25 protein-coding genes and 1 pseudogene are annotated in these 25,432 nt (G+C 59.4%); 15 read left to right on the forward strand and 11 right to left on the reverse strand.

The features are described from left to right. Positions 1–17: 17 nt before the first annotated feature. The gene (thiS, locus tag D3Z90_RS25295) at positions 18–218 is read right to left on the reverse strand and encodes a sulfur carrier protein ThiS (protein ID WP_136478605.1); all 201 of its coding nucleotides are present in this window, start codon (positions 216–218) and stop codon (positions 18–20) included. Positions 219–319: 101 nt separating this feature from the next. Beyond that, positions 320–691 carry a DUF423 domain-containing protein gene (locus D3Z90_RS25300; protein WP_136478606.1) on the reverse strand — a complete coding sequence of 124 codons (372 nt, stop codon included), beginning with the start codon at positions 689–691 and terminating at the stop codon, positions 320–322. 33 nt (positions 692–724) lie between these two features. On the opposite strand from D3Z90_RS25300, the pseudogene mtgA reads away from it, so the two are divergent. Next, a pseudogene (gene mtgA, locus D3Z90_RS25305) lies at positions 725–1,482 on the forward strand (monofunctional biosynthetic peptidoglycan transglycosylase). Positions 1,483–1,545: 63 nt separating this feature from the next. On the opposite strand, the gene D3Z90_RS25310 reads toward mtgA, so the two are convergent. Next, positions 1,546–2,055 (reverse strand): DUF1993 family protein, encoded by a 510-nt coding sequence (locus D3Z90_RS25310; protein ID WP_136478608.1) that lies wholly within the window; start codon positions 2,053–2,055, stop codon positions 1,546–1,548. A gap of 190 nt (positions 2,056–2,245) precedes the next feature. Here D3Z90_RS25310 and D3Z90_RS25315 point away from each other — a divergent pair, with 190 nt between their 5' ends. After that, complete coding sequence (locus D3Z90_RS25315; protein WP_136478609.1) at positions 2,246–2,479, forward strand: hypothetical protein; 234 nt, start codon at positions 2,246–2,248, stop codon at positions 2,477–2,479. A gap of 171 nt (positions 2,480–2,650) precedes the next feature. Here D3Z90_RS25315 and rpoH read toward each other — a convergent pair whose 3' ends face one another. From rpoH to ftsY, 4 genes are all read right to left on the reverse strand, one after another. Next, positions 2,651–3,505: an RNA polymerase sigma factor RpoH gene (rpoH, locus tag D3Z90_RS25320; RefSeq protein ID WP_136478610.1), complete on the reverse strand. Its 855-nt coding sequence runs from the start codon at positions 3,503–3,505 to the stop codon at positions 2,651–2,653. A 113-nt stretch (positions 3,506–3,618) separates the two neighbouring features. After that, positions 3,619–4,647, reverse strand: a complete 1,029-nt coding sequence (gene ftsX, locus D3Z90_RS25325) for a permease-like cell division protein FtsX (RefSeq protein WP_136478611.1) — start codon at positions 4,645–4,647, stop codon at positions 3,619–3,621. Further along, a complete protein-coding gene (ftsE, locus tag D3Z90_RS25330) occupies positions 4,644–5,315 on the reverse strand; it encodes a cell division ATP-binding protein FtsE (RefSeq protein WP_065757980.1) in 672 nt (223 codons plus the stop codon). Before ftsE ends, ftsX begins: the two co-directional genes overlap by 4 nt. Beyond that, the gene (gene ftsY / locus D3Z90_RS25335) at positions 5,312–6,793 is read right to left on the reverse strand and encodes a signal recognition particle-docking protein FtsY (protein ID WP_136478612.1); all 1,482 of its coding nucleotides are present in this window, start codon (positions 6,791–6,793) and stop codon (positions 5,312–5,314) included. Before ftsY ends, ftsE begins: the two co-directional genes overlap by 4 nt. Before the next feature lie 230 nt (positions 6,794–7,023). Between ftsY and D3Z90_RS25345 the strand changes: the two genes are divergently transcribed. The 6 genes from D3Z90_RS25345 to D3Z90_RS25370 all read left to right on the forward strand — a co-directional run bounded on the left by D3Z90_RS25345 (position 7,024) and on the right by D3Z90_RS25370 (position 14,378). Next, the gene (locus D3Z90_RS25345) at positions 7,024–8,379 is read left to right on the forward strand and encodes a pitrilysin family protein (protein WP_136478613.1); all 1,356 of its coding nucleotides are present in this window, start codon (positions 7,024–7,026) and stop codon (positions 8,377–8,379) included. Continuing rightward, entirely contained in the window at positions 8,372–9,871 is a 1,500-nt protein-coding gene (locus D3Z90_RS25350) for a pitrilysin family protein (protein WP_136478614.1), read from the forward strand. The genes D3Z90_RS25345 and D3Z90_RS25350 overlap by 8 nt, the downstream gene beginning before the upstream one ends. Continuing rightward, positions 9,871–10,464 (forward strand): 16S rRNA (guanine(966)-N(2))-methyltransferase RsmD, encoded by a 594-nt coding sequence (gene rsmD, locus D3Z90_RS25355; RefSeq protein WP_136478615.1) that lies wholly within the window; start codon positions 9,871–9,873, stop codon positions 10,462–10,464. Before D3Z90_RS25350 ends, rsmD begins: the two co-directional genes overlap by 1 nt. A gap of 118 nt (positions 10,465–10,582) precedes the next feature. Continuing rightward, positions 10,583–11,929 carry a pitrilysin family protein gene (locus D3Z90_RS25360; RefSeq protein ID WP_136478616.1) on the forward strand — a complete coding sequence of 449 codons (1,347 nt, stop codon included), beginning with the start codon at positions 10,583–10,585 and terminating at the stop codon, positions 11,927–11,929. Next, the gene (locus tag D3Z90_RS25365) at positions 11,922–13,322 is read left to right on the forward strand and encodes a pitrilysin family protein (RefSeq protein ID WP_136478617.1); all 1,401 of its coding nucleotides are present in this window, start codon (positions 11,922–11,924) and stop codon (positions 13,320–13,322) included. Before D3Z90_RS25360 ends, D3Z90_RS25365 begins: the two co-directional genes overlap by 8 nt. A 63-nt stretch (positions 13,323–13,385) precedes the next feature. Further along, positions 13,386–14,378 (forward strand): hydrolase, encoded by a 993-nt coding sequence (locus D3Z90_RS25370; protein ID WP_136478618.1) that lies wholly within the window; start codon positions 13,386–13,388, stop codon positions 14,376–14,378. 3 nt (positions 14,379–14,381) lie between these two features. On the opposite strand, the gene D3Z90_RS25375 is transcribed toward D3Z90_RS25370, so the two are convergent. Together D3Z90_RS25375 and D3Z90_RS25380 are read right to left on the reverse strand one after the other, a co-directional pair. Continuing rightward, on the reverse strand, positions 14,382–15,236 hold the full coding sequence (locus D3Z90_RS25375) for a sulfurtransferase (RefSeq protein WP_136478619.1): 855 nt from the start codon (positions 15,234–15,236) through the stop codon (positions 14,382–14,384). A 39-nt stretch (positions 15,237–15,275) separates the two neighbouring features. Beyond that, complete coding sequence (locus tag D3Z90_RS25380) at positions 15,276–15,941, reverse strand: TetR/AcrR family transcriptional regulator (RefSeq protein WP_136478620.1); 666 nt, start codon at positions 15,939–15,941, stop codon at positions 15,276–15,278. A 150-nt stretch (positions 15,942–16,091) separates the two neighbouring features. Here D3Z90_RS25380 and D3Z90_RS25385 point away from each other — a divergent pair, with 150 nt between their 5' ends. The 6 genes from D3Z90_RS25385 (at position 16,092) to ggt (ending at position 22,349) form a co-directional block, all read left to right on the forward strand. Continuing rightward, positions 16,092–17,525 carry a coniferyl aldehyde dehydrogenase gene (locus D3Z90_RS25385; RefSeq protein ID WP_136478621.1) on the forward strand — a complete coding sequence of 478 codons (1,434 nt, stop codon included), beginning with the start codon at positions 16,092–16,094 and terminating at the stop codon, positions 17,523–17,525. Between the two features lie 23 nt (positions 17,526–17,548). Then, positions 17,549–18,082: a twin-arginine translocation pathway signal protein gene (locus D3Z90_RS25390; RefSeq protein ID WP_136478622.1), complete on the forward strand. Its 534-nt coding sequence runs from the start codon at positions 17,549–17,551 to the stop codon at positions 18,080–18,082. 28 nt (positions 18,083–18,110) lie between these two features. After that, positions 18,111–19,709 carry a GMC family oxidoreductase gene (locus tag D3Z90_RS25395; RefSeq protein ID WP_136478623.1) on the forward strand — a complete coding sequence of 533 codons (1,599 nt, stop codon included), beginning with the start codon at positions 18,111–18,113 and terminating at the stop codon, positions 19,707–19,709. Positions 19,710–19,821: 112 nt separating this feature from the next. Continuing rightward, entirely contained in the window at positions 19,822–20,301 is a 480-nt protein-coding gene (gene coaD, locus D3Z90_RS25400; protein WP_136478624.1) for a pantetheine-phosphate adenylyltransferase, read from the forward strand. Between the two features lie 108 nt (positions 20,302–20,409). Beyond that, complete coding sequence (locus tag D3Z90_RS25405) at positions 20,410–20,661, forward strand: YfhL family 4Fe-4S dicluster ferredoxin (protein WP_017124885.1); 252 nt, start codon at positions 20,410–20,412, stop codon at positions 20,659–20,661. Further along, a complete protein-coding gene (gene ggt / locus D3Z90_RS25410; RefSeq protein ID WP_136478625.1) occupies positions 20,661–22,349 on the forward strand; it encodes a gamma-glutamyltransferase in 1,689 nt (562 codons plus the stop codon). Before D3Z90_RS25405 ends, ggt begins: the two co-directional genes overlap by 1 nt. Before the next feature lie 6 nt (positions 22,350–22,355). Here the strand turns inward: ggt and mutM are convergent, their stop codons facing one another. Together mutM and D3Z90_RS25420 are read right to left on the reverse strand one after the other, a co-directional pair. Next, a complete protein-coding gene (gene mutM, locus D3Z90_RS25415; protein WP_136478626.1) occupies positions 22,356–23,168 on the reverse strand; it encodes a bifunctional DNA-formamidopyrimidine glycosylase/DNA-(apurinic or apyrimidinic site) lyase in 813 nt (270 codons plus the stop codon). Positions 23,169–23,171: 3 nt separating this feature from the next. Next, the gene (locus D3Z90_RS25420) at positions 23,172–24,038 is read right to left on the reverse strand and encodes an HDOD domain-containing protein (RefSeq protein WP_136478627.1); all 867 of its coding nucleotides are present in this window, start codon (positions 24,036–24,038) and stop codon (positions 23,172–23,174) included. 152 nt (positions 24,039–24,190) lie between these two features. Between D3Z90_RS25420 and D3Z90_RS25425 the strand changes: the two genes are divergently transcribed. Next, entirely contained in the window at positions 24,191–25,387 is a 1,197-nt protein-coding gene (locus tag D3Z90_RS25425; RefSeq protein WP_136478628.1) for a class I SAM-dependent rRNA methyltransferase, read from the forward strand. Positions 25,388–25,432 lie beyond the last annotated feature (45 nt).

Here is a 25,432-nt window from a genome sequence, read left to right on the forward strand (position 1 = left end):
AAGGTAATCCTGGGCCTCTAGCCGCCGCCGATGGCATGCACGACTTCGACCTGATCGCCTTCACGCAGCGCTGTGGCTGCATGCTGGCTACGTGGCACGATGTCCAGGTTGAGCTCTACCGCGACACGGCGCCCGACAAGGTCCAGGCGGGTCAGCAGGGCCTCGACGTTTTCGCCATCGGGCAACTCGAAGGGTTCACCGTTCAATTGAATGCGCATGCGCACGGCCACCATTATTTTTAGGGGCCCGCATTCTAGCCCTGATCAGGTGCTGCGACCAAGGCCAAGCATCGCCATTCGTCTCGATTCGGACCGCCGAGTCAACCCAGGCGCCAGGCTGCCAGGCCCAGGCACAACCAACCACCGAGGAAGGCCATGCCGCCGATTGGAGTGATTATGCCCAGTTTGCCAATCCCGCTGAGGGTCAGCAGGTAAAGGCTGCCCGAGAAAAGTACGATACCCAGGGTAAACAAGCCGCCAGCCCAACCCACCAGGCGCCCCGGCAACTGCGTAGCCAGTACGGCAACCCCGAACAACGCCAGGGCATGGACCAACTGATAGGTTACACCTGTCTGGAAGATCGCCAGGTATTCGCTGCTCAAGCGCCCTTTCAAACCATGAGCGGCAAATGCCCCCAAGGCGACGCCAGTGAAGCCGAAAAACGCGGCGAGCAAAAGAAAACTACGCAACATGGGGCGACTCCTAGTCATCACAGGGTCTGTATAATGGCCCGCTCAATCGGTTCGGCCAAGCCATCTCTATGTTGTCTTCCATAATCCGCCGTCTTACCCGCGCCCTGCTCTGGTTCGCCGCCGGCAGTGCCTTATTGGTGCTGGTGCTGCGCTGGATACCTCCACCCGGCACTGCGTTGATGGTCGAACGCAAGATCGAATCCTGGTTCAACGGCCAACCTATCGACCTGCAGCGCGACTGGGAGCCTTGGGAGCGAATATCCGACGAGCTCAAGGTGGCGGTCATTGCCGGTGAGGACCAGAAGTTCGCCAATCACTGGGGCTTCGATTTCATTGCCATTCAGGCAGCCCTGGCCCACAACGAACGCGGCGGTAGCATTCGCGGCGCCAGCACCCTCAGCCAGCAAGTGGCGAAAAACCAATTCCTCTGGTCAGGGCGCAGTTGGCTGCGCAAAGGCCTGGAGGCCTGGTTCACCGCCCTGATCGAGTTGCTCTGGTCAAAGGAGCGAATTCTTGAGGTTTATCTCAACAGCGCTGAGTGGGGCGAAGGCGTGTTTGGCGCCCAAGCCGCGGCGCAACACCATTTCGGTGTCGATGCCAGCCGCCTTAGCCGCCAGCAGGCCAGCCTGCTCGCAGCAGTACTACCCAGCCCGCTGAACTGGAGCGCTAGCCGCCCAAGCAGCTACGTGGCTCGGCGAGCCGGCTGGATTCGGCAACAGATGCGTCAGTTGGGTGGCAGTGGTTACCTGGTTCAATTGGAAAGCCCGCGCAAGGCGCCCTGGAAGCAATAAAAAACCCGGCAAAGCGCACACTTTGCCGGGTTTTCATTATTTGCCGATTACGGGGTAAATGCCTTAGAACGCGCCCATGTAATCACGCTTGCCCACTTCCACACCATTGTGACGCAGGATTGCGTAAGTGGTGGTGACATGGAAGAAGAACTGCGGCAGACCGTAGGTCAGCAAATAGGCCTGGCCAGTGAAGCGCTTCTCTTTCGGCGTACCCGGACGGGTCACGATTTCAATACCTTCCTTGCCATCGATCTGCGCTGGCGCAACGCCGTCCAGGAAAGCCAGAACCTTACTGATCAGTGCTTGCAACTCAGCAAAGGTGGTTTCGCTGTCATCGTATTTCGGCAACTCGACCTCAGCCAGGCGTGCCGATACACCCTTGGCGAAATCAACCGCGATCTGCACCTGGCGAACCAGTGGAAACATATCCGGATAAAGGCGAGCCTGCAGGAAGACGCTCGGATCAATGTTTTTAGCCGTAGCGTGAGCTTCGGCCTTGTTCAGAACCTCACTCAAGGCGTTGAGCATTTGCTTGAAAACAGGAACAGAAGCGGCATACAAGGAAATGGTCATAACAGTCTCGACATGGGTGGCGGAAAGAGTGGCGGGGCCAACGTGGCGCGATTATAGACCGGCGTTGTCGCGTGAATGGCCCGGCACCATAAAAAAGGGTTTTCACGGATTGCCGGTTCGGTATGACAATCTCTCGGCGCCTATATGAAGTTGCCCAAGGACTTTCGGGCAATGCACGCGAGGTGGAACCTTGAAATACATCATCGAAGCATTCGATAGAGAGACCGAACAACTAGCTTATGAAATCGCGCTGCCTGACGGATGCGATCCACAGCTAGCGGCAATCATGGGGTGGACAGCGCCCCAGCGAGGGGATGAAGGATACAACCTGACCAGCGAACAGGTGGCGGCGATTGAAGTGCTCGCTAACAGAACCATTCACGAACACGACCATATCCTGCAGCTCACCTGCAACATCGATTAATTGTCTGACCTGGGGGCGTACCGAAGAGGAGGTGGCCGTAACTCTTGATGATGCCGTAACGGGATAAGCATACATTTGCAGTGCACAACCCAGCCCTGCCCCATCTAGCCACGAAAATCCGTGATGCCTAAAAAAAGCCCCGACACTTCGGGGCTTTTTGTTTGTCGCGACTTAGATTGCGATCAAGGCTTTCACCTTGTTCATCGCATTCTTTTCCAGCTGACGAATGCGTTCGGCAGACACGCTGTATTTCTCGGCCAGATCATGCAGTGTGGCCTTTTCTTCTGCCAGCCAGCGCTGATAGAGAATGTCACGGCTACGATCATCCAGGCCCTGCAGTGCTTCATGCAGATTGCTGGTGGAGTTGTCGCTCCAGTCGGCATCTTCCAACTGACGAGCCGGGTCGTAGCGATGGTCTTCCAGGTAATTGGCCGGCGACTGGAAAGCACTGTCGTCATCAGCTTCGGACGCTGGGTCAAAGGCCATGTCCTGACCGGTCAGGCGGCTCTCCATCTCGCGCACTTCACGTGGCTCGACGCCCAGGCTTTCAGCAACACGATGAACTTCATCGTTGTTCAGCCAGGCCAGGCGTTTTTTCTGGCTGCGCAGGTTGAAGAACAGTTTGCGCTGGGCCTTGGTGGTAGCGACTTTGACGATGCGCCAGTTACGCAGAATGAACTCGTGAATCTCGGCTTTGATCCAGTGCACAGCAAAGGACACCAGGCGCACACCCATTTCAGGATTGAAACGTTTGACCGCTTTCATCAGGCCAACGTTGCCTTCCTGAATCAGGTCAGCCTGGGCCAGCCCGTAGCCCGAATAACTGCGAGCGATATGTACGACAAAGCGCAGGTGCGCGAGCACCATCTGCCGAGCTGCCTCTAGATTTTGCTCATAGTAGAGACTCTCGGCCAGTTCACGCTCCTGCTCAGGCGACAGCAGTGGAATGCTGTTGACTGTGTGCACGTAGGCCTCCAGGTTTGCACCGGGAACCAGGGCATAGGCAGGTTGCAACGAAGTGGTCATACGAAAAAACCTCCGACTCACTAAACTCGTGCCCTCAGGCACTGCCAACATTGACCGGGAACCGCGAAACAAGTTCCCTGAATATGAAAAGAGTCAATAGCAGCAAAAAGACACTATCGCGGTGCAAGCTCTCGCAAATGGCGGGCGACCGCAATCCAAGCACCGATATACCCTAACAACACCGCTCCAAGCAAGAGCGACAGACCATCGGCAGGCGGAACCCCGGCCAAGGCGAAATCACTGCCATAAAGCCCGGAAAGGCCAATAACCGCGTCGTTCAGCCAGCTCAGGCCAAATGCCAGTACGCCCCAGGCCAACACCCCGGCGCCCAGACCATACAACGCACCCATGTACAGGAAAGGCCGGCGTACATAGCTGTCAGTGCCGCCTACCAGCTTGATGACTTCAATTTCGGTACGGCGGTTCTCGATGTGCAGGCGAATTGTGTTACCAATTACCAAAAGCAGCGCCGATACCAGTAAGACAGTCAGGCCGAACACAAAACGGTCGCCCAGCTTCAGAATCGCCGCCAGACGCTCGACCCAGACCAGATCCAGTTGCGCTACATCCACCTTGGGGAGCTCTGCAAGGCGCTGGCGCAAGGCTTCCAGCGCTGGCTTGTCGACCTCCGCCGGGGTTACGACAACCACACCGGGAAGTGGATTATCCGGCAATTCACGCAGGGCATCGCCCAGGCCCGATTGCTGTTGAAATTCTTCCAGGGCTTTTTCACGACTAACGTATTCGGCCTCGGCAACGCCAGGCAAACCCTTGATCTGCTCACGCAGCGCTTCGCCATCGCGGCTGCTGGCATCCAACTTGAGATACAGGGAAATCTGTGCCGCTCGCTGCCACGATCCTCCCAGACGCTCGACGTTGCTCAGCAGCAACGACAGCCCCATGGGCAAGCTCAGGGCCACAGCCATCACCAGGCAGGTGAAAAAGCTGCCTATTGGCTGCTTGGCCAGACGGCGCAAACTATCGAGCAGGCTGGAGCGATGACTTTCCAGCCAGGCATGCAGAAGAGTGCGAAAGTCAGGACCATCGTCGTCATGGCTGCTGCGTTTGTTTTTTTCCGGTTGCGGATCGGCGGCCTTGGGGGCCACGCGCTCGGAAACTTTGGGACTGCGTGTCGCACTCATTGCCCGGCCTCCCCGTCGCCGATCAAGCGACCGCGTTGCAGTGTCAGCATGCGATGGCGCATACGCGCAATCAGCGCCAGGTCGTGACTGGCGATCAGCACGCTGGTGCCCAGGCGGTTGATATCTTCAAATACACCCATGATCTCTGCGGCCAGGCGCGGGTCGAGGTTACCGGTGGGCTCATCCGCCAGCAGCAAGGCCGGGCGATGGACAATGGCGCGGGCAATACCAACGCGCTGCTGTTGTCCGGTGGACAAATCGCCAGGATACAACTCGGCTTTGTCCGAAAGCGCTACGCGCTCGAGCGCCGAGTCGACGCGCTTGGCAACTTCGACCTTGGACAGTCCGAGGATCTGTAGCGGCAAGGCAACGTTGTTGAACACGGTACGGTCGAACAGCAGTTGGTGATTCTGGAACACTACGCCGATTTGCCGGCGCAGGAAGGGGATCTGGGCATTACTGATCTGTCCCAGATCTTGTCCGGCCAGCAACAGTTTGCCGCTGGTAGGCCGCTCCATGGCCAGCAACAGGCGCAGCAACGTACTTTTGCCCGCGCCGGAATGACCGGTGACGAACAGGAATTCGCCCCGACGCACCCGAAAACTCAACTCATGCAGGCCTACGTGACCATTGGGGTAGCGCTTGGCGACCTGTTCGAATCGAATCATGGGTGCTCCCGCTCGGCAAACAGTGCTTTCACGAAGGGTTCTGCTTCGAAGGTGCGCAAATCGTCAATACCTTCACCCACGCCAATATAGCGGATCGGCAAGCCGAACTGCTTGGCCAGGGCAAAGATGACGCCGCCTTTGGCGGTGCCGTCGAGCTTGGTCAGGGCCAGGCCTGTGAGCTCGACACTCTGATTGAAGTGCTTGGCCTGGTTGATAGCGTTTTGCCCAGTGCCAGCATCGAGCACCAGCAAGACCTCGTGAGGTGCGTCGGCATCGAGCTTGCCGATGACCCGACGGACCTTCTTCAATTCTTCCATCAGGTTGTCTTTGGTATGCAGTCGACCGGCGGTATCGGCGATCAACACATCAACACCCCGCGCCTTCGCAGCCTGGACAGCATCGAAGATCACTGAAGCGGAATCGGCGCCAGTGTGCTGGGCAATAACCGGAATATTGTTACGCTCGCCCCACACCTGCAGTTGCTCGACGGCGGCGGCACGGAAAGTGTCACCGGCTGCCAGCATGACTTTCTTGCCTTCAAGCTGAAGCTTTTTCGCCAGCTTGCCGATGGTGGTGGTTTTGCCGGCACCGTTGACACCCACGACCAGAATCACAAAAGGTTTGGCCTGGGAATGGATGCGCAATGGCTGCTCGACTGGTTTGAGCAGGTCAGCCAGTTCACCCTGCAGCGACTTGTACAAGGCATCGCTGTCGGCCAACTGCTTACGCGCGACCTTCTGGGTCAGACTCTGGACAATTGTCGAGGTGGCTTCAACACCGACATCTGCGGTCAGCAGGCGGGTCTCGATTTCGTCGAGCAGATCATCATCGATCGCTTTCTTGCCCAGGAACAGGCTGGCCATGCCCTCACCAATGCTGGCGCTGGTCTTGGACAATCCTTGCTTGAGGCGAGCGAAGAAACCGCCCTTGCTTTCCTCGGTACTGACGGGAACAACGTCTTCGACAGGCGCAGGTTCTGCAACCGCTACCGGCGCTACCGGCGCTACCGGCGCTACCGGCGCTACCGGCGCTACCGGCGCTACCGGCGCAGGCTCGGCCAGGACTACCGGTGGCGCAACAGGTTCTGGCGCTGTAACCACAGGCACGGGCATAGGCTCAACCACCAGCGGCGCAGGCTGGGCCGCTTCCACCTGTACCGGACGTTCCGGGATGGGGGGAGGTTCATGCGGCTCCAGGTCGGCGACCAGTGCTACCGGCTCTTCAGGAACCGGCAAGACCAGCCCGACGGACGGCGCGTGCGGGGCTTCGACCGCGGCAATCTGAACGGGCTCAGGTGCTGCAACCGGAGTCGAAATAATTTCGACTGGCGGCGTTGCAACCTGCTCCGGCTCAATCGGTGCGGGAGGTTGTGGCTGCTCGGCAACAGGTTGCTGGGGCTTTTTGCGCAGCCAGCCGAACAGGCCTTTCTTTTCACCAGCCGCGGCCGGCGTCTTTTTGTCGTCGTTGGAACCAAACATGGAAGACGGCTATCTCAGGGTAGCGAAGCGCCACTGTGGCACTTCGAGAATTCTTTTCACGCAGAACAGACTACTTTTATTCCGGCTCGTTCATGCGCAGCATTTTGTCTTGTGGCCTGCAGGTCAGATCCACGACAGGCATGGTCGACAGGCAACCGGATCAGTATCCTAGCACCTCCTAGCCCGCTGACGCTAAGACCACGCGGGCAGTCCTACAGGTTAAACAACGTATGAATGCTCTAGCCCGCCGCGCCGCTGGCCTGTTGCTCAGCACAGTTTGTCTGCCGTTCGCGGCCTTTGCCGCCGATCCGCAACCCACCCATGAGTTCATTCTCGACAACGGCCTTAAAGTGGTCGTGCGCGAGGACCACCGCGCACCGGTGGTGGTCTCGCAGATCTGGTACAAGGTGGGCTCTACCTATGAATCCCCTGGCCAGACGGGTCTTTCCCATGCTTTGGAACACATGATGTTCAAAGGCAGCGAGAAGCTCGGACCGGGCGAAGCCTCACGGATCCTGCGCGACCTGGGTGCCGAAGAGAACGCCTTTACCAGCGACGACTACACCGCCTACTACCAGGTACTGGCTCGCGACCGCCTGCCGGTAGCCCTGGAGCTGGAAGCCGACCGCATGAGCAGTCTGCGCTTGCCTGCTGACGAGTTCAGCCGCGAAATCGAGGTAATCAAAGAGGAACGTCGCCTGCGCACCGACGATCAGCCCAACGCGAAAGCCTTTGAGCTGTTCAGCGCCATGGCCTTCCCGGCCAGCAGCTATCGCACGCCCACCATCGGTTGGATGGCAGACCTGGACCGCATGAAGGTCGAAGAGCTGCGCCACTGGTACGAGTCCTGGTACACCCCGAACAACGCCACCCTGGTAGTAGTCGGCGACGTTACGGTCGATGAGGTCAAAGGTCTGGCCCAGCGCTTCTTCGGCGCTATCCCAAAGCGCGCAATTCCACCGGCCAAATTGCCGTTGGAACTGGCCGAACCTGGCTTGCGCGAGACCACCCTGCATGTGCGCACCCAACTGCCGAGCCTGATCTACGGCTTCAACGCCCCCGGCCTGGCAACCGCCAAGGACCCGCGTACCGTGCATGCTCTGCGCCTGATCTCGGCATTGCTTGACGGTGGCTACAGTGCTCGCCTGCCAAGTCGCCTGGAGCGCGGCCAGGAGTTGGTCTCCGGGGCATCATCCAGTTACAACCCGTTTACCCGTGGCGACAGCCTGTTCCTGATCTCGGCCACACCGAATCAGCAGAAGAAAAAAACCCTGGCCGAAGTCGAAAGCGGTATCTGGAAGCTGCTCGACGAGCTTAAAACCACCCCGCCATCCGCCGAAGAGCTTGAGCGCGTACGCGCCCAGGTCATCGCCGGACTGGTCTACGATCGCGACTCCATTAGCAGCCAGGCCACTTCCATCGGCATGCTGGAGACCGTCGGCCTGTCCTGGAAGCTGATTGATAGCGAACTCGATGAACTCAAGAGCGTAACCCCGGCCGACATTCAGAACGCCGCGCGCACCTACTTCACCCGTGAACGCCTGAGCGTTGCCCATGTACTGCCCGAGGAGAACGCTCATGAGTGAACGTAGCGCACCCCGTTACACCCTGATCGGCCTCGGCATCCTGGTGCTGGTAGGCGCCTCGGCGTTCTTCCTGGCCAAGCCGGCCCAATCGGACAATGCCGCGCAGCCTGCCAACAGCGCGGCGGCCAAGCCAACCAATACCTTGCAGACACTGGCAGAGCTCGATGGCAAGGCGCCCAGCCGTCGCCAATTGAACATCCAGACCTGGAACACTGCCGAAGGTGCCAAGGTGCTGTTCGTCGAAGCACGTGAACTGCCAATGTTCGACCTGCGCCTGACCTTCGCTGCCGGCAGTAGCCAGGATGGAGACGCTCCAGGTCTGGCTACCCTGACCAACGCCATGCTCAATGAAGGGGTTTCCGGCAAGGACGTTACCGCCATTGCCGAAGGTTTCGAAGGCTTGGGGGCAGACTTCGGTAACGGCGCCTATCGCGACATGGCCGTGGCCTCACTGCGCAGCCTGAGCGCAGCGGATAAGCGTGAACCGGCACTGAAGCTGTTCGCTGAAGTCGTCGGCAAACCTACTTTCCCGCAGGATGCCCTGGAGCGGATTAAGAACCAGTTGCAGGCCGGCTTCGAGTACCAGAAGCAGAACCCAGGCAAGCTGGCCAGCATTGCGTTGTTCGAGCACCTGTATGGCAATCACCCCTATGCCCATCCAAGTGATGGCACTGCCAAGAGCATTACGCCGATCACCCTGGAGCAACTGCGCGCATTCCATGCCAAGGCCTATGCCGCGGGCAATGCCGTCATCGCCCTGGTTGGCGACCTCAGTCGCAGCGAAGCCGAAGCCATTGCCTCCCAGGTTTCGGCAGCCCTACCCAAGGAGCCAGCACTGGCCAAGCTGGCTCAGCCTGAGGAGCCAAAGCCTGGCACTACACATATCGACTTCCCGTCCAACCAGACGCACCTGATGCTGGCGCAATTGGGTATCGACCGCAACGACCCTGACTACGCTGCACTGTCGTTGGGCAACCAGATTCTGGGTGGCGGCGCCTTTGGCACCCGTCTGATGAGCGAAGTCCGTGAGAAACGCGGCCTGACCTACGGCGTATACTCCGTGTTCAGCCCGATGCAGGTACGTGGCCCGTTCATGATTAACCTGCAGACCCGCGCTGAACTCAGCGAAGGCACTCTCACGTTGGTCCAGGATATCCTTGCCGATTACCTCAAGACCGGCCCGAGCCAGCAAGAGCTGGACGATGCCAAGCGTGAACTCGCGGGCAGTTTTCCGCTGTCCAATGCCAGCAACGCCAGCATCGTCGGCCAACTGGGTGCCATTGGCTTCTACGACCTACCGTTGACCTGGCTGGAAGACTACATGCAGCAGTCCCAGGCCTTGACTGTGGAGCAGGTCAAAGCTGCACTCAATAAGCACCTCGCAACTGACAAGATGGTGATTGTCACTGCAGGACCAAGCGTGCCGCAGAAACCCCTGCCGCCGCCCACTGACAAACCCACCGAGCAGCCGCTTGGTGTACCGGAGCATTAATGGCCAGTCCATCCGCAAAAACGGCCAAGCAACATAGCGGTCAAGGCCAACTGCGCATCATTGCCGGTGAATGGCGCAGCCGCCGCCTGAGCTTTCCTGACGCCCCAGGATTGCGTCCTACGCCCGATCGAGTGCGTGAAACGCTGTTCAACTGGCTGGCGCCACACATCGAAGGGGCCAAGGTTCTCGACGCCTTTGCCGGTAGCGGCGCCCTGTACCTCGAGGCGCTGTCACGTGGAGCCGGCGAAGCTGTTGCGCTGGACAGCAATCCAGCGGCCATTGCCAGCCTGCGGCAAAACCTGGAGACCCTGCGCTGCCCTCGCGGCCAGGTGATCCAGAGCGATGCCCAGCGCTACCTGCAAGGCGAGCCGAAGCTTGCTTTCGATCTGGTATTCCTCGACCCACCGTTCCACCAGGAACTGCTGCCAACCACCTGTGCACTCCTTGAAGAGCGCCAGTGGCTGGCTGCCAATGCCTGGATCTACACCGAAAGCGAAACCCCGCCTTCTACGCTGCGGCTGCCAGGTAACTGGCGTCTGCATCGCGAGAAGAAAGCCGGACAGGTGTACTACGCCCTCTGGCAGCGTGGCTGAATTGGCTCGCGGCCCCTGTGAAGACGGGGGCCGCTAACAGTGTGGTAATTAAATAGTCCCTGCGCCCCCTCGTTGTAGCTGATCGTTCCTCTGGTCATCAACCAGAAGGAGCGCCGTCATGGAACGACGTTATTGCCTAGGAAGCGGCCTGCTTGGCTTGCTTCTGTTCTCGGGCCAAGCCCTGGCGGACTTGCCCGTCCGTCACACCTTCAGCCTGAATAACGGCCTGCAAGTGGTCGTCAGCGAAGATCGCCGAGCCCCGGTGGTCACTACCCACATGCTCGTCAAAGTCGGTTCTAGCCATGAATACCCCGGCCAATCGGGACTGTCTCATGCCCTGGAACACATGCTCTTTCGTGGCAGTTCAAAGACTGCGCCCGGAGAGTTCTCGCAAATCATTGAACGCCTGGGCGGCAGCCAGAACGCTTACACCACTCGCGACATGACGGTCTACTACCAGACCTTACCAAGCGATCGCCTGGCTGTGGCACTGGAGCTGAACGCTGACCTGCTTCAGGGCGCCACCCTCGCCGCTGCCGAATTCGAGCGCGAAATAGAAGCAGTAAAATCTGAGCGCCGCGAGGAAGTCGACGGTTACCCCACCGATAGAACACAAGAGCAATTGCAATCCATTGCCTACACCAGCAGCTACAGCACGCCTGTGATCGGCTGGCAGAATGACCTTGAGCGCATGAGCAACGAGGAGCTCAAAGCCTGGTATAAGACCTGGTATGCACCCAACAACGTCACCTTGGTTGTCGTTGGCGATGTGCAACTCGATGAAGTCAAAGCGCAAGTTGAACACTACTTCGCGGGCTTCTCCCGGCAACACTTGCCAGTGACAAAGCGGCCCTTGCAGTCGATTCCGGCAGGCCCGAGAACAATGACCGTACTCGATAAGTCCAGCACCCCATTGCTGAACATGGCCTTCAACGTGCCCACCTACGCAACAGCCGAACAGGCAGACGATGTAGAGGCCTTGCGATTGATTCAAGCGCTGCTGGGAGCAGGAATGGGGGCACGACTCAGCACCCGCCTGCATCGTCAGCAGGCAATCCTTTCCTCTCCCCGGGTCAAATACAAAGCGATATCAAGGGGCGATACGCTTTTTGAAATCAACGCCTTGGTCAATATCGCCCAACCTCGCCCACTGCCGGAGATCCAGAAAGCCATCTGGGCGGAACTGAACAACTTGAAGCAGACCCCGCCCGAGCCGCAAGAGCTTGAACGAGCCAAAGCCTTGCTGTTGGCTGAAAAGGTCTTCGCTCAAGACCATCTGGAAGGTCAGGCAGCCAGCATTTCAGCCCTTCTGGGCAGTGACCTGGCGATCTCCCAACTGGATGCTGACGCCGCCAGGTTGGCACTGATAACGCCGGAAAAAATTCAACAAGTCGCGGCTTCGTACTTCACCCGCGAGCGTTTCGCTGCTGCCTATTTCCAGGCCGAGGAGGCCGAAGATGAATAAAATCACGAGCAGTTTTCTATATGCCTTACTGGCGCTGGTGTGCGGCGTGCTCCATGCACAGGAACAATCCCATGTCCTTGAGCTGGAGTCATTGAAGACGCCTCCCGCCTCTCCTGCGCAATTGCAGCTGCCAATCGAATCGTGGCAAACGCCCCAGGGAAGCCAGGTGCTGTTTCTACGCAGCCCGAAGCTACCAATGTTCGATGTGCGAGTCGTGTTCGACGCAGGCAGCGCTAGGGACGATGGCGCGTCAGGACTTGCTCAGCTCACCACCGGCATGCTCGATGAGGGAACAACTCAGCGCGATGACCTGCAGATTGCCGAGGAATTTGACGAAATCGGTGCAAAATTCCAAAAATCAGTTCATCTCGACTACACCTACGTGAGCGTGCGTAGCCTCAGCTCAGGGCCGCACCGTGCCAAGGCAGTGGCGTTGTTAGCCGAGGTATTAGGTCAACCGCAGTTTGCCGAAGACAAGTTGCAACTGATCAAAGATCAGATGAACAGCCTGTCCGCGCGAAACAAAGATTACGCCATGACCAAAGCGCTCTCGCAGCTGTATGCGCATACCTATGCCGGTCACCCCTATGCCACGCCCAAGCTTGGTACACCGCAGACGCTTGAAACATTGAAAATCGCCGACCTCCAGGCATTTCATCAACATGCGTTCAACGCAGAAAACGCACTGATCACCCTGGTTGGCGACCTCACTCAAGAGCAGGCCCGGGATATCGCCACCCAACTGTCCACTGCCTTGCCTGGAGGCACGGCCCTGCCGCCGCTGCAGAAACCGGCAACGTTCGAGCCGGAGATCTATCACATCGCACACCCCGGTGCTCAATCACTCCTGCTATTGGCCATACCTGGGGTCGGTATCGATCATCCCGATGCGCCGGCACTGACCTTGGCTAACCTGATACTCGGTGGTGGATCAACGTCTCGACTCTTCGAGCAACTGCGCACCCAACGCGGCTTGACCTACAGCGCCAGCTCTCACCTGCTGCAACCGACTGGCACCGGGATCTGGGTGTTCAATACTCAAGTTCAAGCCAAATACCAGGAGGGCGCCGTTGCGCTGCTCGAAGAGTTGTTGCAGGAGTACGCCGACAATGGCCCGACTGAACAAGAATTCACCGATGCCAAGAACAAATTGCGCGGTGTCTACCTTCGAGAATCGGTAAGCAATGAACAGCTCAGTCAGATTCTGATGCGTATAGGCGTGCATCAGTTGCCACTGGACTACCGCCAAGCGTTCATCGCGCACGTTCAGGCACTGACACTGGATGAGCTGAACGTCGCCTTGAAAAAACACCTCAAGCTCGACAAGCTGGTGCGGATCAGCGTCGGCCCTACAGGCGAGCAGCATCCCTTACCCGAGCAGCCGGCGGGTTGATTGCAGCGAAGTTCAGGGACCCGGCATACACTAACTTGTAACAAGATTTGTGAGTACGCCGCAATGTCTTCATCTGCGCCCAGCCCCTTCACGCCCGCCCGGGGGCTGGGCAACCCACACCTGCAGACATTGTGGGGGCCGCTCTGGCGCAAGTCGGCTGTCTTGTCTCGTCAGCGCGAGCGGCTCTGGTTGGCCGACGGAGACTTTCTCGACCTCGACTGGCATGGGCCGCACAGCGCTGATGCGCCGCTGGTACTGTTACTCCATGGTTTGACCGGGTCGTCCAACTCACCCTACGTGATCGGTTTGCAGCGTTGCCTTGCGGCGCGAGGCTGGGCCAGCGTGGCCTTGAACTGGCGTGGCTGTTCTGGTGAGCCCAACCTTCTTGCACGCAGCTATCACTCTGGCGCCAGCGAAGACCTGGCCGAAGCAATCGCGCATCTGCGCAGCAGTCGTCCGTTGGCACCGATCTACGCGGTCGGCTACTCATTGGGCGGTAATGTGCTGCTCAAGCATCTGGGTGAGGTAGGTTCGGCGAGCCAGGTGCAGGCAGCGGTGGCAGTGTCGGTTCCGTTTCGCCTGGACCAATGCGCCGACCGAATTGGCCTGGGTTTTTCGCGGGTTTACCAGGCGCATTTCATGCGCGCCATGCTCGCGTATGTGAAAGATAAGCAGCGTCACTTCCAACACCACGGCCACCAGGAGGGACTGGCAGCCCTGGATCGCCTGGGACCGCTGGAGAACCTGCGTACCTTCTGGGACTTCGATGGCAAGGTCACTGCGCCACTCAATGGCTTTATCGACGCCAAGGACTATTACCGCAGGGCATCGAGCCGCTATTACCTGGGCGAAAACCGCACGCCCACGTTGATAATCCATTCCAGCGATGACCCTTTCGTGTTCAGCCATAGCTTGCCTGAGGCGAAAGAGTTGGCGCCGAAGACCACCTTGGAGTTGCACTCGCGCGGTGGTCATGTCGGCTTTGTCGATGGCAGCGTACGGGATCCCGGCTATTACCTGGAAAGACGCATTCCGCAGTGGCTGGCAGACCTGTGAACCCTAATCCCCGGTGGCTACAGGGCGCTGGTTGTCGGTAATCCACTCACTCCATGACCCTGCATACAACTTTCCAAGCGGATACCCCGCCAGCGACAAGGCAAACAGGTTATGGCAAGCCGTCACACCTGAACCGCAGTAGGCAACCAGCTGCTCTGGCGCGCGCGTGCCAAATTTTTCGGCAAAGCGCTTTTTGAGCTGCTCAGCAGCCAGGAAGCGACCGTCCGGGCCCAGGTTGTCGGTGAAAGCTGCGCATTGCGCGCCGGGAATATGCCCGGCAACAGGATCAATAGGTTCCACTTCGCCGCGAAAACGCGGGAGACCGCGGGCATCAAGCAGGGTCAGGTCGGCCTGGCCCAGGCGTTGTGCCAACCGCGTGGCATCAAGCACCATTGCAGGATCAGGTTCGCCTCTGAAAGTACCTTCGCGTTTGACCGGTGCGTCCAGGCTCAGCGGCAACCCTGCTGCGTGCCACGCCTTGAGGCCACCATCGAGAATCGACACGCCGCTACGCTTGCCAAGCCAGGCGAGCAGCCACCAGGCACGCGCAGCGAAGGCACCGGGACCGTCGTCGTACAGAACGACTTCGCTGTCGTTGTCGATGCCCCAGTCTTGCAGACGCTCGACCAAGCGCTCTGGGTCGGGCAATGGATGGCGACCCGTCACGCCCTTGATGATCGGACCACTGAGGTCGCGTTCAAGGTCGGCAAAATGCGCACCGGCAATATGCCCCTCAGCATAACTACGCTGACCATAGTCGATATCTTCCAGGGCAAAGCGGCAATCGAGAATCACCAGCTCCGGCGCCTCCAGGCGTTCGGCCAATTGCTGGGCAGTGATCAGTTGCGCGAGGGGCATGACAGTCTCCTGAACGATTGAACGGATAGGGCCTGGGCTTTATTGCTCCAGTGCCTGGTTTAGCGATACGTAAAATTCCTGGCACAAGGCGTCCACCGCAGGGCGAGCTTGTGCTGTAACAAAACCGAGCTCCAGGACCAGTACCTGGTAGATACCTCGCTTGAAGGCGTCTTCACTGAGGTAGGCCGAACTTTCCCGGGTAGTACAAAGAAACCGTACCCAGGAGGTCAGCACAATCCAGGCATTGAGTGTCAGCGACTCGATCTGCACGGCATCCATGGCCACAAGCCCAGCCTCCACGAAACCACGGTAGATTGCCTGGCCCTGGATCAAGCTGCGCTGGGAAAAACGTCGATAACGGGCCGCCAGCTCTTTGTCACTGTCGAGCAGGTGTTCAAGGTCCCGGTGCAAAAAGCGATAGTCCCACATCGCCGCTAACAGCTCCTTGAGGTAGAAACGCTTGTCGGCAACCGTGGCAACGCGATCTTGCGGTGGACGCAAAAAGCTCTCCACCTGCTCTTCGTACTGACTGAAGAGCACGGCAATGATTTCCTGCTTATTGGCGAAGTGGTAGTACAGATTTCCGGGAGAGATCTCCATATGCGCTGCAATGTGATTGGTGCTGACGCTGCGCTCGCCCTGCTGGTTGAACAGTTCCAGACTGGTCTGCACGATGCGGTCGCGGGTCTTGATGCGCGGGGCCATGATCAGTTCCAGATGCCGAGCTTTAATCGATTAGGTCCATCTTACGGTTTATCCGAATGTGGATGTACCTGCCTGTCATTAAAAACTAGTCGCAAAACGCGCGTATTAGAGTATAAGCTCTAGAAAAACACACTGCCGTGGAGTTTTCGCATGACCGCCGACGCTGCTCGCCTTTTGCCCTCTAGCACCCTTGATGATCTCGCCACCCAGTTCAGCGTTCAGCGCCAGGCGTTCGCCGGCAACCCCATGCCACCTGCAGCGCAGCGCCTGCAGTGGCTGAAAAGCCTGCGGCAGATGCTGCTCAAGCACCAGGATGCCCTTGCCGCAGCCATCAGTGAGGACTTTAGCGGCCGTAGTATCGATGAAACGCGACTAGCCGAAGTGATGCCTAGCATCCAGGGGCTGCGTCATACCGAACGCCATCTCAAGCAGTGGCTGAAGGACTCGCCGCGCAAGGTCGGCCTGGCGTTCCAGCCTGCCAGCGCCAAGGTGGTGTACCAGCCCTTGGGTGTGGTGGGAATCATCGTGCCGTGGAACTACCCTCTGTTTCTGGCCATGGGCCCTTTGACCTGCGCCCTGGCTGCTGGCAATCGAGTCATGCTCAAGCTCAGCGAAGCCACACCGGCAACTGGCTTGTTACTCAAGCAATTGCTGGAGTCTGCGTTTCCCCAAGATTTGATTACCGTGGTGTTGGGCGAAGCCGATGTCGGCGAAGCATTTTCTCGCCTGCCCTTCGACCACTTGCTGTTCACCGGCGCCACCAGCGTCGGCCGCCACGTCATGCTGGCAGCGGCGCAGAACCTGACGCCCGTTACTCTGGAACTGGGTGGAAAGTCGCCGGCCATCGTCTCCGCTACCGTGCCCCTGGCCGATGCGGCAGAACGGATCGCCTTCGGCAAGACCCTCAATGCCGGCCAGACCTGCGTGGCGCCAGACTACGTCTTAGTGCCACGTGAACGTCTGGATGACTTTGCCGACGCTTATCGCAAGGTCGTGCATCGCTTCTACCCGAGCGTGGCCGATAACCCCGACTACACCGCGATCATCAATCCCCGTCACCTGGCACGCCTGGAGAGTTATCTCAGTGATGCGCGTGACAAAGGCGCGAAAATCATCGACCTGTACCCACAGGAAGTCCGTCAGGGCCGGCGCCTTCCTCCACACCTGCTGCAGCAGGTCAACGACGACATGCGCGTGATGCAGGACGAAATCTTTGGACCACTACTGCCGCTGGTGCCCTACGACCATCTTGATGAGGCGCTTTCCTACATCAACCAACGCCCTCGACCCTTGGCGCTTTACTACTTTGGCTATGACCGTGGCGAACAGCAGAAGGTACTCGAGCAGAGCCACTCTGGCGGCGTCTGCCTGAACGACACGTTGTTGCACGTTGCACAGGACGACCTGCCCTTCGGCGGCGTCGGTCCCTCGGGCATGGGCCACTACCATGGTCACGACGGCTTCCTGACTTTCAGCAAAGCCAAGGCCGTGTTCGCCAAGCAACGCTTGAACGCCGCACGCCTGATCTACCCGCCCTACAGCAAGCCGCTGATCAAGTGGGTATACAAACTCTTCATTCGCTAACAACAACTCCAGGCACAACAACAATGACCATAAATCTGCCTGCAACATCCGCCCTGAGTCGTCGCGGACTGCTCAAGTTCAGCCTGGGCGCCACCGCGTTCCTGGCGACAGCCGGCCTGGGCGCAAGCCTCAGCGGCTGCTCGGCGCAAACGCCGGCCAGCGGTTTCATCACCTTGCGCCAGGGTGACTTGCCGATTCTACGCAGCCTGATTCCGGTGGTCCTTGCCGGAACCTCCGCTGCCGAAAACGTCGACGCAGTGCTCAACCGGCTGGACAGCAAGCTTGCCAGCCTGTCTCCGGCGATGCTCAAACTGACACAGCAATTGTTCGACGTACTCGCTCTGCCAGTTACCCGCGGGCCACTCACGGGTATCTGGGGTGGATGGGAAAGCGCCAGCACCGAACAACTGCAGGCCTTTTTACAGCGCTGGGAAAACAGCTCGCTGAATCTGCTGCGTATGGGCCATGCCTCACTGCTGCAATTGTTGCAGATGGCCTGGTACGAGTTACCTCAATCCTGGGCGAGATGCGGCTACCCAGGCCCTCCGAAGATCTGAATCAACTGACAACGACAAGAGGCTGAAGATGCCCGTACCAGACCTGTTCCGCGACGGCATGAGCCGCGGCTGGAAAACCCGTGACGCCTCGCGCCTGGACCAAGACCTGAGCCTGGAAGCCGATGTCGCCATCATCGGTAGCGGCGCCGGAGGCGCCACCAGTGCCGAAATGCTCAGTGCCGCCGGCTTCAAGGTGCTGTTGATCGAGGAAGGGCCGCTCAAAACCAGCAGCGACTTCAAGTTACTCGAAGACGAGGCGTACTCCAGCCTCTACCAGGAAGGTGTCGGCCGCATGAGCAAGGATGGCGCAATCACCATCCTGCAGGGCCGCGCCGTAGGAGGCACCACCCTGATCAATTGGACTTCAAGCTTTCGCACACCGGAACCGACGCTTGCGCATTGGGCCAGCGAGCATGGTGTGAAAGGCCTGAGCAGTGTCGAGCTTGCGCCCTGGTTCGAGCGTATCGAGCAACGTCTGGGCATTACGCCGTGGGCCATGCCACCCAATGCCAACAACGAAGTGCTACGCCGTGGCTGTGAAGCCCTTGATTACAGTTGGAAAGTCATTCCACGTAATGTGCGCGGGTGCTGGAACCTGGGTTATTGCGGCATGGGCTGCCCGGTCAATGCCAAGCAGTCGATGCTGGTAACGTCCATTCCCGCCACCCTGGAAAAAGGCGGCGAACTGCTTTATCTGGCCCGTGCTGAGCGTCTGATCCACGACGGTGAACACATCAGCGGCCTGCAATGCCTGGCCATGGACGCCCGCTGCGTCAACCCGACAGGGCGCAAGATTCAGGTCAAAGCTCGACACTACATTCTCGCCGGCGGCGGAATCAACAGCCCTGGTCTGTTGTTGCGCTCGGACGCCCCGGACCCCCATGAACGCCTGGGCAAACGCACCTTCTTGCATCTGGTCAATTTCAGTGCAGGGTTATTCAAGGACAAGGTCAATCCGTTCTACGGCGCCCCGCAGTCGATCTACTCCGATCACTTTCAATGGCGCGATGGCGTCACCGGCCCAATCGGCTACAAACTTGAAGTACCACCGCTGCAGCCCGCGCTGGCCGCCACGTTACTCGGCGGCATGGGTACTGAAAATGCGATCCGTATGGAGCAACTCCCCAACACCCACATGATGCTCGCCCTGCTGCGCGACGGTTTCCACCCGCAAAGTGTCGGCGGCGAAGTTCAGTTGCGCGGCGATGGCTCACCGGTACTCGATTACGCCGTCACGCCCTACGCCTGGGAAGGGGTACGCCGCGCCTTTCACAGCATGGCTGAAATCCAGTTTGCTGCCGGTGCCGAGGCCGTTCTGCCTGTGCACAGCGACGGTCGCTACGTGAAGTCGTTGCAAGAAGCCCGGAAAATGATCGACGGCCTGAGCCTGGAACTGTTCCGCACGCGCTTGGGCAGCGCCCATGTGATGGGGGGTTGCGCCATGGGCGAAGACCCTCGCCAGGCTGTCTGCGACAGTCTTGGACGCCATCATCAACTGGCCAACCTCTCGATTCATGACGGTTCGCTGTTCCCCACCAGCATCGGAGCCAACCCGCAATTGTCGGTGTACGGCCTGACCGCCCGACTCACTGATGGGCTGATCGAACGCCTGGTTACCAGTAGATGACAACAAATGGCCTCACTGTCTATAGTGCCTTCAGCATGTGCAGGCGACTTGGCCGACTGCCACTGCTGCGATACCATCCGACTCCCCAACGCACTCCTGCCAGGACGACGCGATGAACCGAGTGTTGTACCCAGGTACTTTCGACCCTATTACCAAGGGCCATGGCGATCTGGTCGAACGTGCCTCACGGCTGTTCGACGAGGTGATCATTGCGGTCGCTGCCAGCCCGAAGAAAAACCCTCTGTTCCCCTTGGAACAACGGGTGGAACTGGCTCGTGAGGTTACCAAGCACCTGCCCAATGTCGAAGTCATCGGCTTCTCATCTTTGTTGGCACATTTCGCCAAGGAAAGGCAGGCCAATGTATTCCTGCGCGGTCTGCGTGCCGTTTCGGACTTCGAGTACGAGTTCCAACTGGCGAACATGAATCGCCAACTGGCACCGGATGTCGAAAGCCTGTTCCTCACCCCTTCCGAGCGTTACTCGTTCATTTCCTCGACTTTGGTTCGGGAGATCGCGGCTCTGGGTGGCGACATCACTAAATTCGTCCATCCCGTGGTGGCCGAAGCCCTGACCGAACGCTTCAAGAAGTGACATCGGTGATTTGACCACGGCGCCCGCGTGCACTGCGGGCGCTAATGCGGCACAATTGTGCCCATTGGTTTTCAAATGCCTGGGTGTTGAGCCCTGGCCGGAGTCCCCATGTCCCTGATCATCACCGACGATTGCATCAACTGCGACGTCTGCGAACCCGAGTGTCCGAACGCCGCTATCTCCCAGGGCGAAGAGATTTACGTGATTGACCCGAATCTGTGCACGCAGTGTGTCGGTCACTACGACGAACCGCAGTGCCAGCAGGTTTGCCCGGTCGATTGCATCCCGCTGGATGAAGCGCATCCAGAGACCGAAGACGAACTGATGGCCAAATACCGCAAGATCACCGGCAAGGCCTGATGCCGTTCGTCGCCCGGTTCCTCCCGTTAGTTCTTGGCGCCACCCTCGCGCTAGGGGCTGTCGGTGCCCAGGCCCAAGGCCCGGGGCGTCCCGCGATCGCCAGTCCGCACACAGAAGCCACTGCCGCTGCCCGAGAAATCCTCCAGCAGGGTGGCAACGCGTTCGATGCAGCCATTGCCCTCAGTGCAGCCCTGGCAGTCGTCGAACCTTACGGCTCCGGACTTGGCGGCGGAGGGTTCTTCCTCCTACGTGAAAGTGACACACCGGTTCGCTACGCCTTTATCGACGCGCGCGAGCGCGCGCCCGCCAAGGCCAGCGAAGCCATGTATTTGCGGGACGGCAAGGTTCAGCCCGGCTTGTCCATCAATGGTCCTTTGGCGGCGGCGATCCCCGGCTTGCCAGCGGCACTAGCCGATCTTGCAGCGCATTACGGCAAGCTGCCGCTAAGAAGCACCCTCGCCCCGGCTATTCGCCTGGCCAACCAGGGCTTTGCCGTCGATCGTATCTACCGGGATCGGGCCAAGATGCGCTTGAGCGCACTGCGTGACGACCCAGAGAGCGCCCGTCTGTTTCTCACGAACGGTGAAGTACCCGAGCTGGGTGCAAAGATCCGCCAACCCGAACTGGCGATCACCCTGCAACGACTGGCCGAACAGGGCCGCGATGGGTTCTACGCGGGCCCTACTGCCCAGGCCATGGTTCAAGGTGTGCAGGGCGCGGGCGGAATCTGGAGCCTGGACGACCTGGCCAACTATCGCACGGCCAAGCGCGAGCCATTGCGCTACCCGTTGGCCGACCAGCGCGAGCTGATCAGCGCCCCACCACCCTCCGCCGGTGGCGTGGCCCTGGCCCAGAGTCTGGCGATGCTCCAACGCCTCCCCTGGCAAAGCGCCGAGCCGGTACAACGCAGCCATTACGTGCTGGAAGTGTTGCGCAGGGCTTACCGCGACCGTGGCCTGCTTGGCGATCCGGATTACGTGCACAACCCGGTAGCGCAGTTGCTGTCGCGCAACTACTTGACCGGCCTTGCAGACAGCATTGACGTCTACCAGGCTACGCCCAGCAGCAGTCTGCCGCCGTCGCCGCCTTGGCGCGAAGGCGATCACACCACGCACTTTGCAGTGATCGATGCCGATGGTAACGCCGTCGCCGCGACGCTGTCGGTGAACCTGCCGTTCGGTGCAGCTTTCAGCGCACCCGGCACCGGGGTGGTACTGAATAACGAAATGGACGACTTCGCCGCCGACCCTCACGGCAGCAACAGCTACGGGCTGGCGGGCAGTCAAGCCAATGCCGTAGCCGCCGGCAAACGGCCGCTATCGAGCATGAGCCCAACCTTCATCGAGAGCCCGACGCAGTTCGCTGCCTTTGGCACGCCAGGCGGCAGCCGGATTCCCAGCATGGTGCTGTTGTCGATGCTTGGTTTCCTCGAAGGTAAGCCGGTCGCCAGTTGGCCCGCCGTGCCACGCTACCACCACCAGTATCTACCGGATGTCGTAGAGCTCGAACCGGGGGCCTTCAGCGCCGAACAGCAACACCAACTGCAGGCCCGTGGCTACCAGCTCAAGGATCTGGGCCGCACATACGGCAACCAGCAAGTGTTGTTCTGGGACAAGGCCAAGCAAACGCTGGAAGCCGCCAGCGACCCCCGCGGCGTAGGCCGCGCAGAAGTGCTCAGCCCCCGCTGAGCGCCTTCACTTCTGACAGCGCGGGCAAAAAACGCTCGCGCGCTGGCCCAGTTTGACCTCGCGCAGGATGCTGCCACAAACCTTGCACGGTTCTTCCCGGCGACCGTAGACAAACAGCTCCTGCTGGAAGTAGCCCGGCTGGCCATCACCGCCGACAAAGTCGCGCAAGGTGGTGCCACCGCGCTCGATCGCACAGGCCAAAATGCGTTTGATCTCGATAGCCAGCTTCAAGTACCGCGCCCGTGAAATGCTGCCCGCGGCGCGACGCGGATCGACGCCCGCCGCAAACAACGCCTCGGTCGCATATATGTTGCCAACCCCAACCACCACCGCGTTATCCATGATGAACGGCTTGACCGCCATGGACTTGCCGCGCGACAGCTGAAACAGTCGCTCACCGTCAAACAGATCGGTCAACGGCTCCGGTCCGAGCTTGATCAGCAATTCATGATTGAGCGGATCCAGACTCCAGAGCATGGCACCGAAACGGCGGGGATCGGTGTAGCGCAAGGCCAGACCCGACTCCAACTCAATGTCCACATGCTCATGCTTGCCGGCAGGCAGGCCGATCTCGATTAGACGCAAATTGCCGGACATGCCCAGGTGACTGATCAGCGTTCCGACTTCGGCATTTAGCAGCAAGTACTTGGCGCGGCGCTCGACCTTGACGAAACGCTGCCCGGACAAGCGAATGTCGAGATCCTCGGGAATCGGCCAGCGTAAACGCCGGTCACGCACGACTACCCGGCTGACGCGCTGGCCTTCCAGGTAAGGCGCAATACCGCGCCGGGTAGTTTCGACTTCTGGTAGTTCCGGCATGTGTCAGTGGCTGCCCAATTCGCGAATGGTCTGTTTGAGGTTCTCGAAGTCGTACTCCGAGAGCCCCACGTAGTCGAGCACCAAGTGCCCAATGGCCTGCCACTCGTGATCGACACTCTGGTTGCCCAATACCCGGTACGAGGAGCAGATGTGCTCGGCCATCTTGAGAATCGCCAGCAGGTTTTTCAATTGGCTGCTGCGCGCCGAATCATCGCTGAACACTGCGAGGGCGTTGTGGTGATTTGCGATGGCATTGCTCAAATGCTCGGGCAGGCGCCAGGACTTGGCTGTGTAGTAACCCACCACTGCATGGTTGGTGTTGAACACCTGGTTCTCGGTATCGACCACCCGTTTGTCAGGGCCGGCACTGGCGTAGGCATCTTCAAGCACGCCCATGTAATCGGGGAAACGCTTGAGCATCAGCGGCACACCGCAGTCATGGAACAAGCCCAAGGCGTAGGCTTCGTCCACCGCCTGGGAGCCGATGCGCTTGGCCAGGGTCAGGCAGGTCATCGCCACATCCTGAGCGGTATCCCAGAAACGGTTGAGCGTAACGATAGTGTCGTCACTCATTTCGCCCTTGATCGATTGGGCGTTGATCAGGTTGATGATCGAACGGCTACCGAGCAAATTCACTGCACGCTGTATCGAGGCAATCTTGTTGGTCAGCCCGTAGTAAGGCGAGTTCACCAGTTTGAGCAGAGCACCCGACAGACCGGGGTCTTGAGAAATCAGCTTGGCGATCACCTCAAGGTCGGGATCAGGCATATATTGCTCGAACTGCAGATCGACCATGATCTGTGGCTGCGGCGGTACGCTGATGCCTTGCAAGGCGTGCTGGATCTGTTCGGCGGAGAGTTCCTGGGACATATGTACACACTCGGGACTGAGCGGCGATTCTAACCCGATCATCCCGGCCAGGGGAGCAAGCAAGGCCTCTGCCATGTAGCAATTTGTCGCTATTCACATCGGCGCGCCAGGCATCGGGTTATACTCCCGCTCTTTTTTCCCGGAGCGACGTCATGTCCCTGCCCAGCCTTCGTCTCAAAGCCAATGCCGATCGCCGCCTGCGCGCCGGCCACCTATGGGTCTACAGCAACGAAATCGACGTCGCCGCGACCCCGCTGCATGGCTTCAAGGCCGGCGACCAGGCTATCCTGGAAACCGCAGGTGGCAAGGCCCTGGGCGTCGTCGCCATGAGCCCGAACAACCTTATCTGTGCCCGCTTGCTGTCGCGTGACGCAAAGTTGGCGCTGGACAAATCGCTACTGGTGCACCGCATCAACGTCGCCCTGTCACTGCGTGAACGCCTGTTCGACAAGCCGTTCTACCGCCTGGTGTACGGTGATTCCGATCTGCTGCCGGGGCTGGTAGTGGATCGTTTCGGCGATATCGTCGTTGTGCAGTTGGCCTCGGCCACCATGGAGCAGCATAAGGACGACGTTATCGCTGCGCTGGTCCAGGTGCTCAAGCCTAGCGGCATCCTGTTCAAGAACGACTCGGCCGCACGCGATGCCGAGGGCTTGAATCGTTACGTGGAGACCGTGTTCGGCCTGGTGCCGGAGTGGGTTGCCCTGGAAGAGAACGGCGTCAAGTTCGAAGCTCCGGTCATGGAAGGCCAAAAGACCGGCTGGTTCTACGACCACCGCATGAACCGTGCGCGCCTGGCGCCGTACGTTCAAGGCAAGCGCGTTCTCGATCTGTTCAGCTACATCGGTGGCTGGGGCGTTCAGGCCGGTGCCTTCGGCGCCAGCGAAGTGTTCTGCGTAGACGCTTCGGGCTTCGCACTGGACGGCGTTGAACGCAACGCAGCACTTAACGGCATTGCCGAGAAGCTGACTTGCATTGAAGGCGACGTATTCGAAGCCCTGAGAGAGCTCAAGGCCTCGGAAGAGCGTTTCGACGTGATCGTTGCCGACCCACCCGCCTTCATCAAACGCAAGAAAGACCTGAAAAACGGTGAAGGTGCATACCGTCGTCTGAACGAACAGGCCATGCGCCTGCTGACCAAGGACGGCATTCTGGTCAGCGCATCGTGCTCGATGCACCTGCCCGAGGACGATTTGCAGAATATTCTGCTGACCAGCGCCCGCCATCTGGATCGTAACATCCAGCTGCTCGAGCGCGGCGGTCAAGGCCCGGATCACCCGGTACACCCAGCGATCCCGGAAACCCGCTACATCAAGAGCATTACCTGTCGATTGCTGCCTAACAGCTAAGCGGGTGAAGCTTGCCCTGCGATCGCGAGCATTGATTTACATCGC

It is taken from the genome of Pseudomonas sp. DG56-2, from assembly GCF_004803755.1.
Lineage (GTDB): Bacteria > Pseudomonadota > Gammaproteobacteria > Pseudomonadales > Pseudomonadaceae > Aquipseudomonas > Aquipseudomonas auratipiscis.

Bases quoted from the DNA above. Each gene is read 5' to 3' on its own strand.
- thiS (WP_136478605.1), bottom strand. From the start codon at position 218: ATGCGCATTCAATTGAACGGTGAACCCTTCGAGTTGCCCGATGGCGAA.
- D3Z90_RS25300 (WP_136478606.1), bottom strand. From the start codon at position 691: ATGTTGCGTAGTTTTCTTTTGCTCGCCGCGTTTTTCGGCTTCACTGGC.
- D3Z90_RS25310 (WP_136478608.1), bottom strand. From the start codon at position 2,055: ATGACCATTTCCTTGTATGCCGCTTCTGTTCCTGTTTTCAAGCAAATG.
- rpoH (WP_136478610.1), bottom strand. From the start codon at position 3,505: ATGACCACTTCGTTGCAACCTGCCTATGCCCTGGTTCCCGGTGCAAAC.
- ftsX (WP_136478611.1), bottom strand. From the start codon at position 4,647: ATGAGTGCGACACGCAGTCCCAAAGTTTCCGAGCGCGTGGCCCCCAAG.
- ftsE (WP_065757980.1), bottom strand. From the start codon at position 5,315: ATGATTCGATTCGAACAGGTCGCCAAGCGCTACCCCAATGGTCACGTA.
- ftsY (WP_136478612.1), bottom strand. From the start codon at position 6,793: ATGTTTGGTTCCAACGACGACAAAAAGACGCCGGCCGCGGCTGGTGAA.
- D3Z90_RS25345 (WP_136478613.1), top strand. From the start codon at position 7,024: ATGAATGCTCTAGCCCGCCGCGCCGCTGGCCTGTTGCTCAGCACAGTT.
- D3Z90_RS25350 (WP_136478614.1), top strand. From the start codon at position 8,372: ATGAGTGAACGTAGCGCACCCCGTTACACCCTGATCGGCCTCGGCATC.
- rsmD (WP_136478615.1), top strand. From the start codon at position 9,871: ATGGCCAGTCCATCCGCAAAAACGGCCAAGCAACATAGCGGTCAAGGC.
- D3Z90_RS25360 (WP_136478616.1), top strand. From the start codon at position 10,583: ATGGAACGACGTTATTGCCTAGGAAGCGGCCTGCTTGGCTTGCTTCTG.
- D3Z90_RS25365 (WP_136478617.1), top strand. From the start codon at position 11,922: ATGAATAAAATCACGAGCAGTTTTCTATATGCCTTACTGGCGCTGGTG.
- D3Z90_RS25370 (WP_136478618.1), top strand. From the start codon at position 13,386: ATGTCTTCATCTGCGCCCAGCCCCTTCACGCCCGCCCGGGGGCTGGGC.
- D3Z90_RS25375 (WP_136478619.1), bottom strand. From the start codon at position 15,236: ATGCCCCTCGCGCAACTGATCACTGCCCAGCAATTGGCCGAACGCCTG.
- D3Z90_RS25380 (WP_136478620.1), bottom strand. From the start codon at position 15,941: ATGGCCCCGCGCATCAAGACCCGCGACCGCATCGTGCAGACCAGTCTG.
- D3Z90_RS25385 (WP_136478621.1), top strand. From the start codon at position 16,092: ATGACCGCCGACGCTGCTCGCCTTTTGCCCTCTAGCACCCTTGATGAT.
- D3Z90_RS25390 (WP_136478622.1), top strand. From the start codon at position 17,549: ATGACCATAAATCTGCCTGCAACATCCGCCCTGAGTCGTCGCGGACTG.
- D3Z90_RS25395 (WP_136478623.1), top strand. From the start codon at position 18,111: ATGCCCGTACCAGACCTGTTCCGCGACGGCATGAGCCGCGGCTGGAAA.
- coaD (WP_136478624.1), top strand. From the start codon at position 19,822: ATGAACCGAGTGTTGTACCCAGGTACTTTCGACCCTATTACCAAGGGC.
- D3Z90_RS25405 (WP_017124885.1), top strand. From the start codon at position 20,410: ATGTCCCTGATCATCACCGACGATTGCATCAACTGCGACGTCTGCGAA.
- ggt (WP_136478625.1), top strand. From the start codon at position 20,661: ATGCCGTTCGTCGCCCGGTTCCTCCCGTTAGTTCTTGGCGCCACCCTC.
- mutM (WP_136478626.1), bottom strand. From the start codon at position 23,168: ATGCCGGAACTACCAGAAGTCGAAACTACCCGGCGCGGTATTGCGCCT.
- D3Z90_RS25420 (WP_136478627.1), bottom strand. From the start codon at position 24,038: ATGTCCCAGGAACTCTCCGCCGAACAGATCCAGCACGCCTTGCAAGGC.
- D3Z90_RS25425 (WP_136478628.1), top strand. From the start codon at position 24,191: ATGTCCCTGCCCAGCCTTCGTCTCAAAGCCAATGCCGATCGCCGCCTG.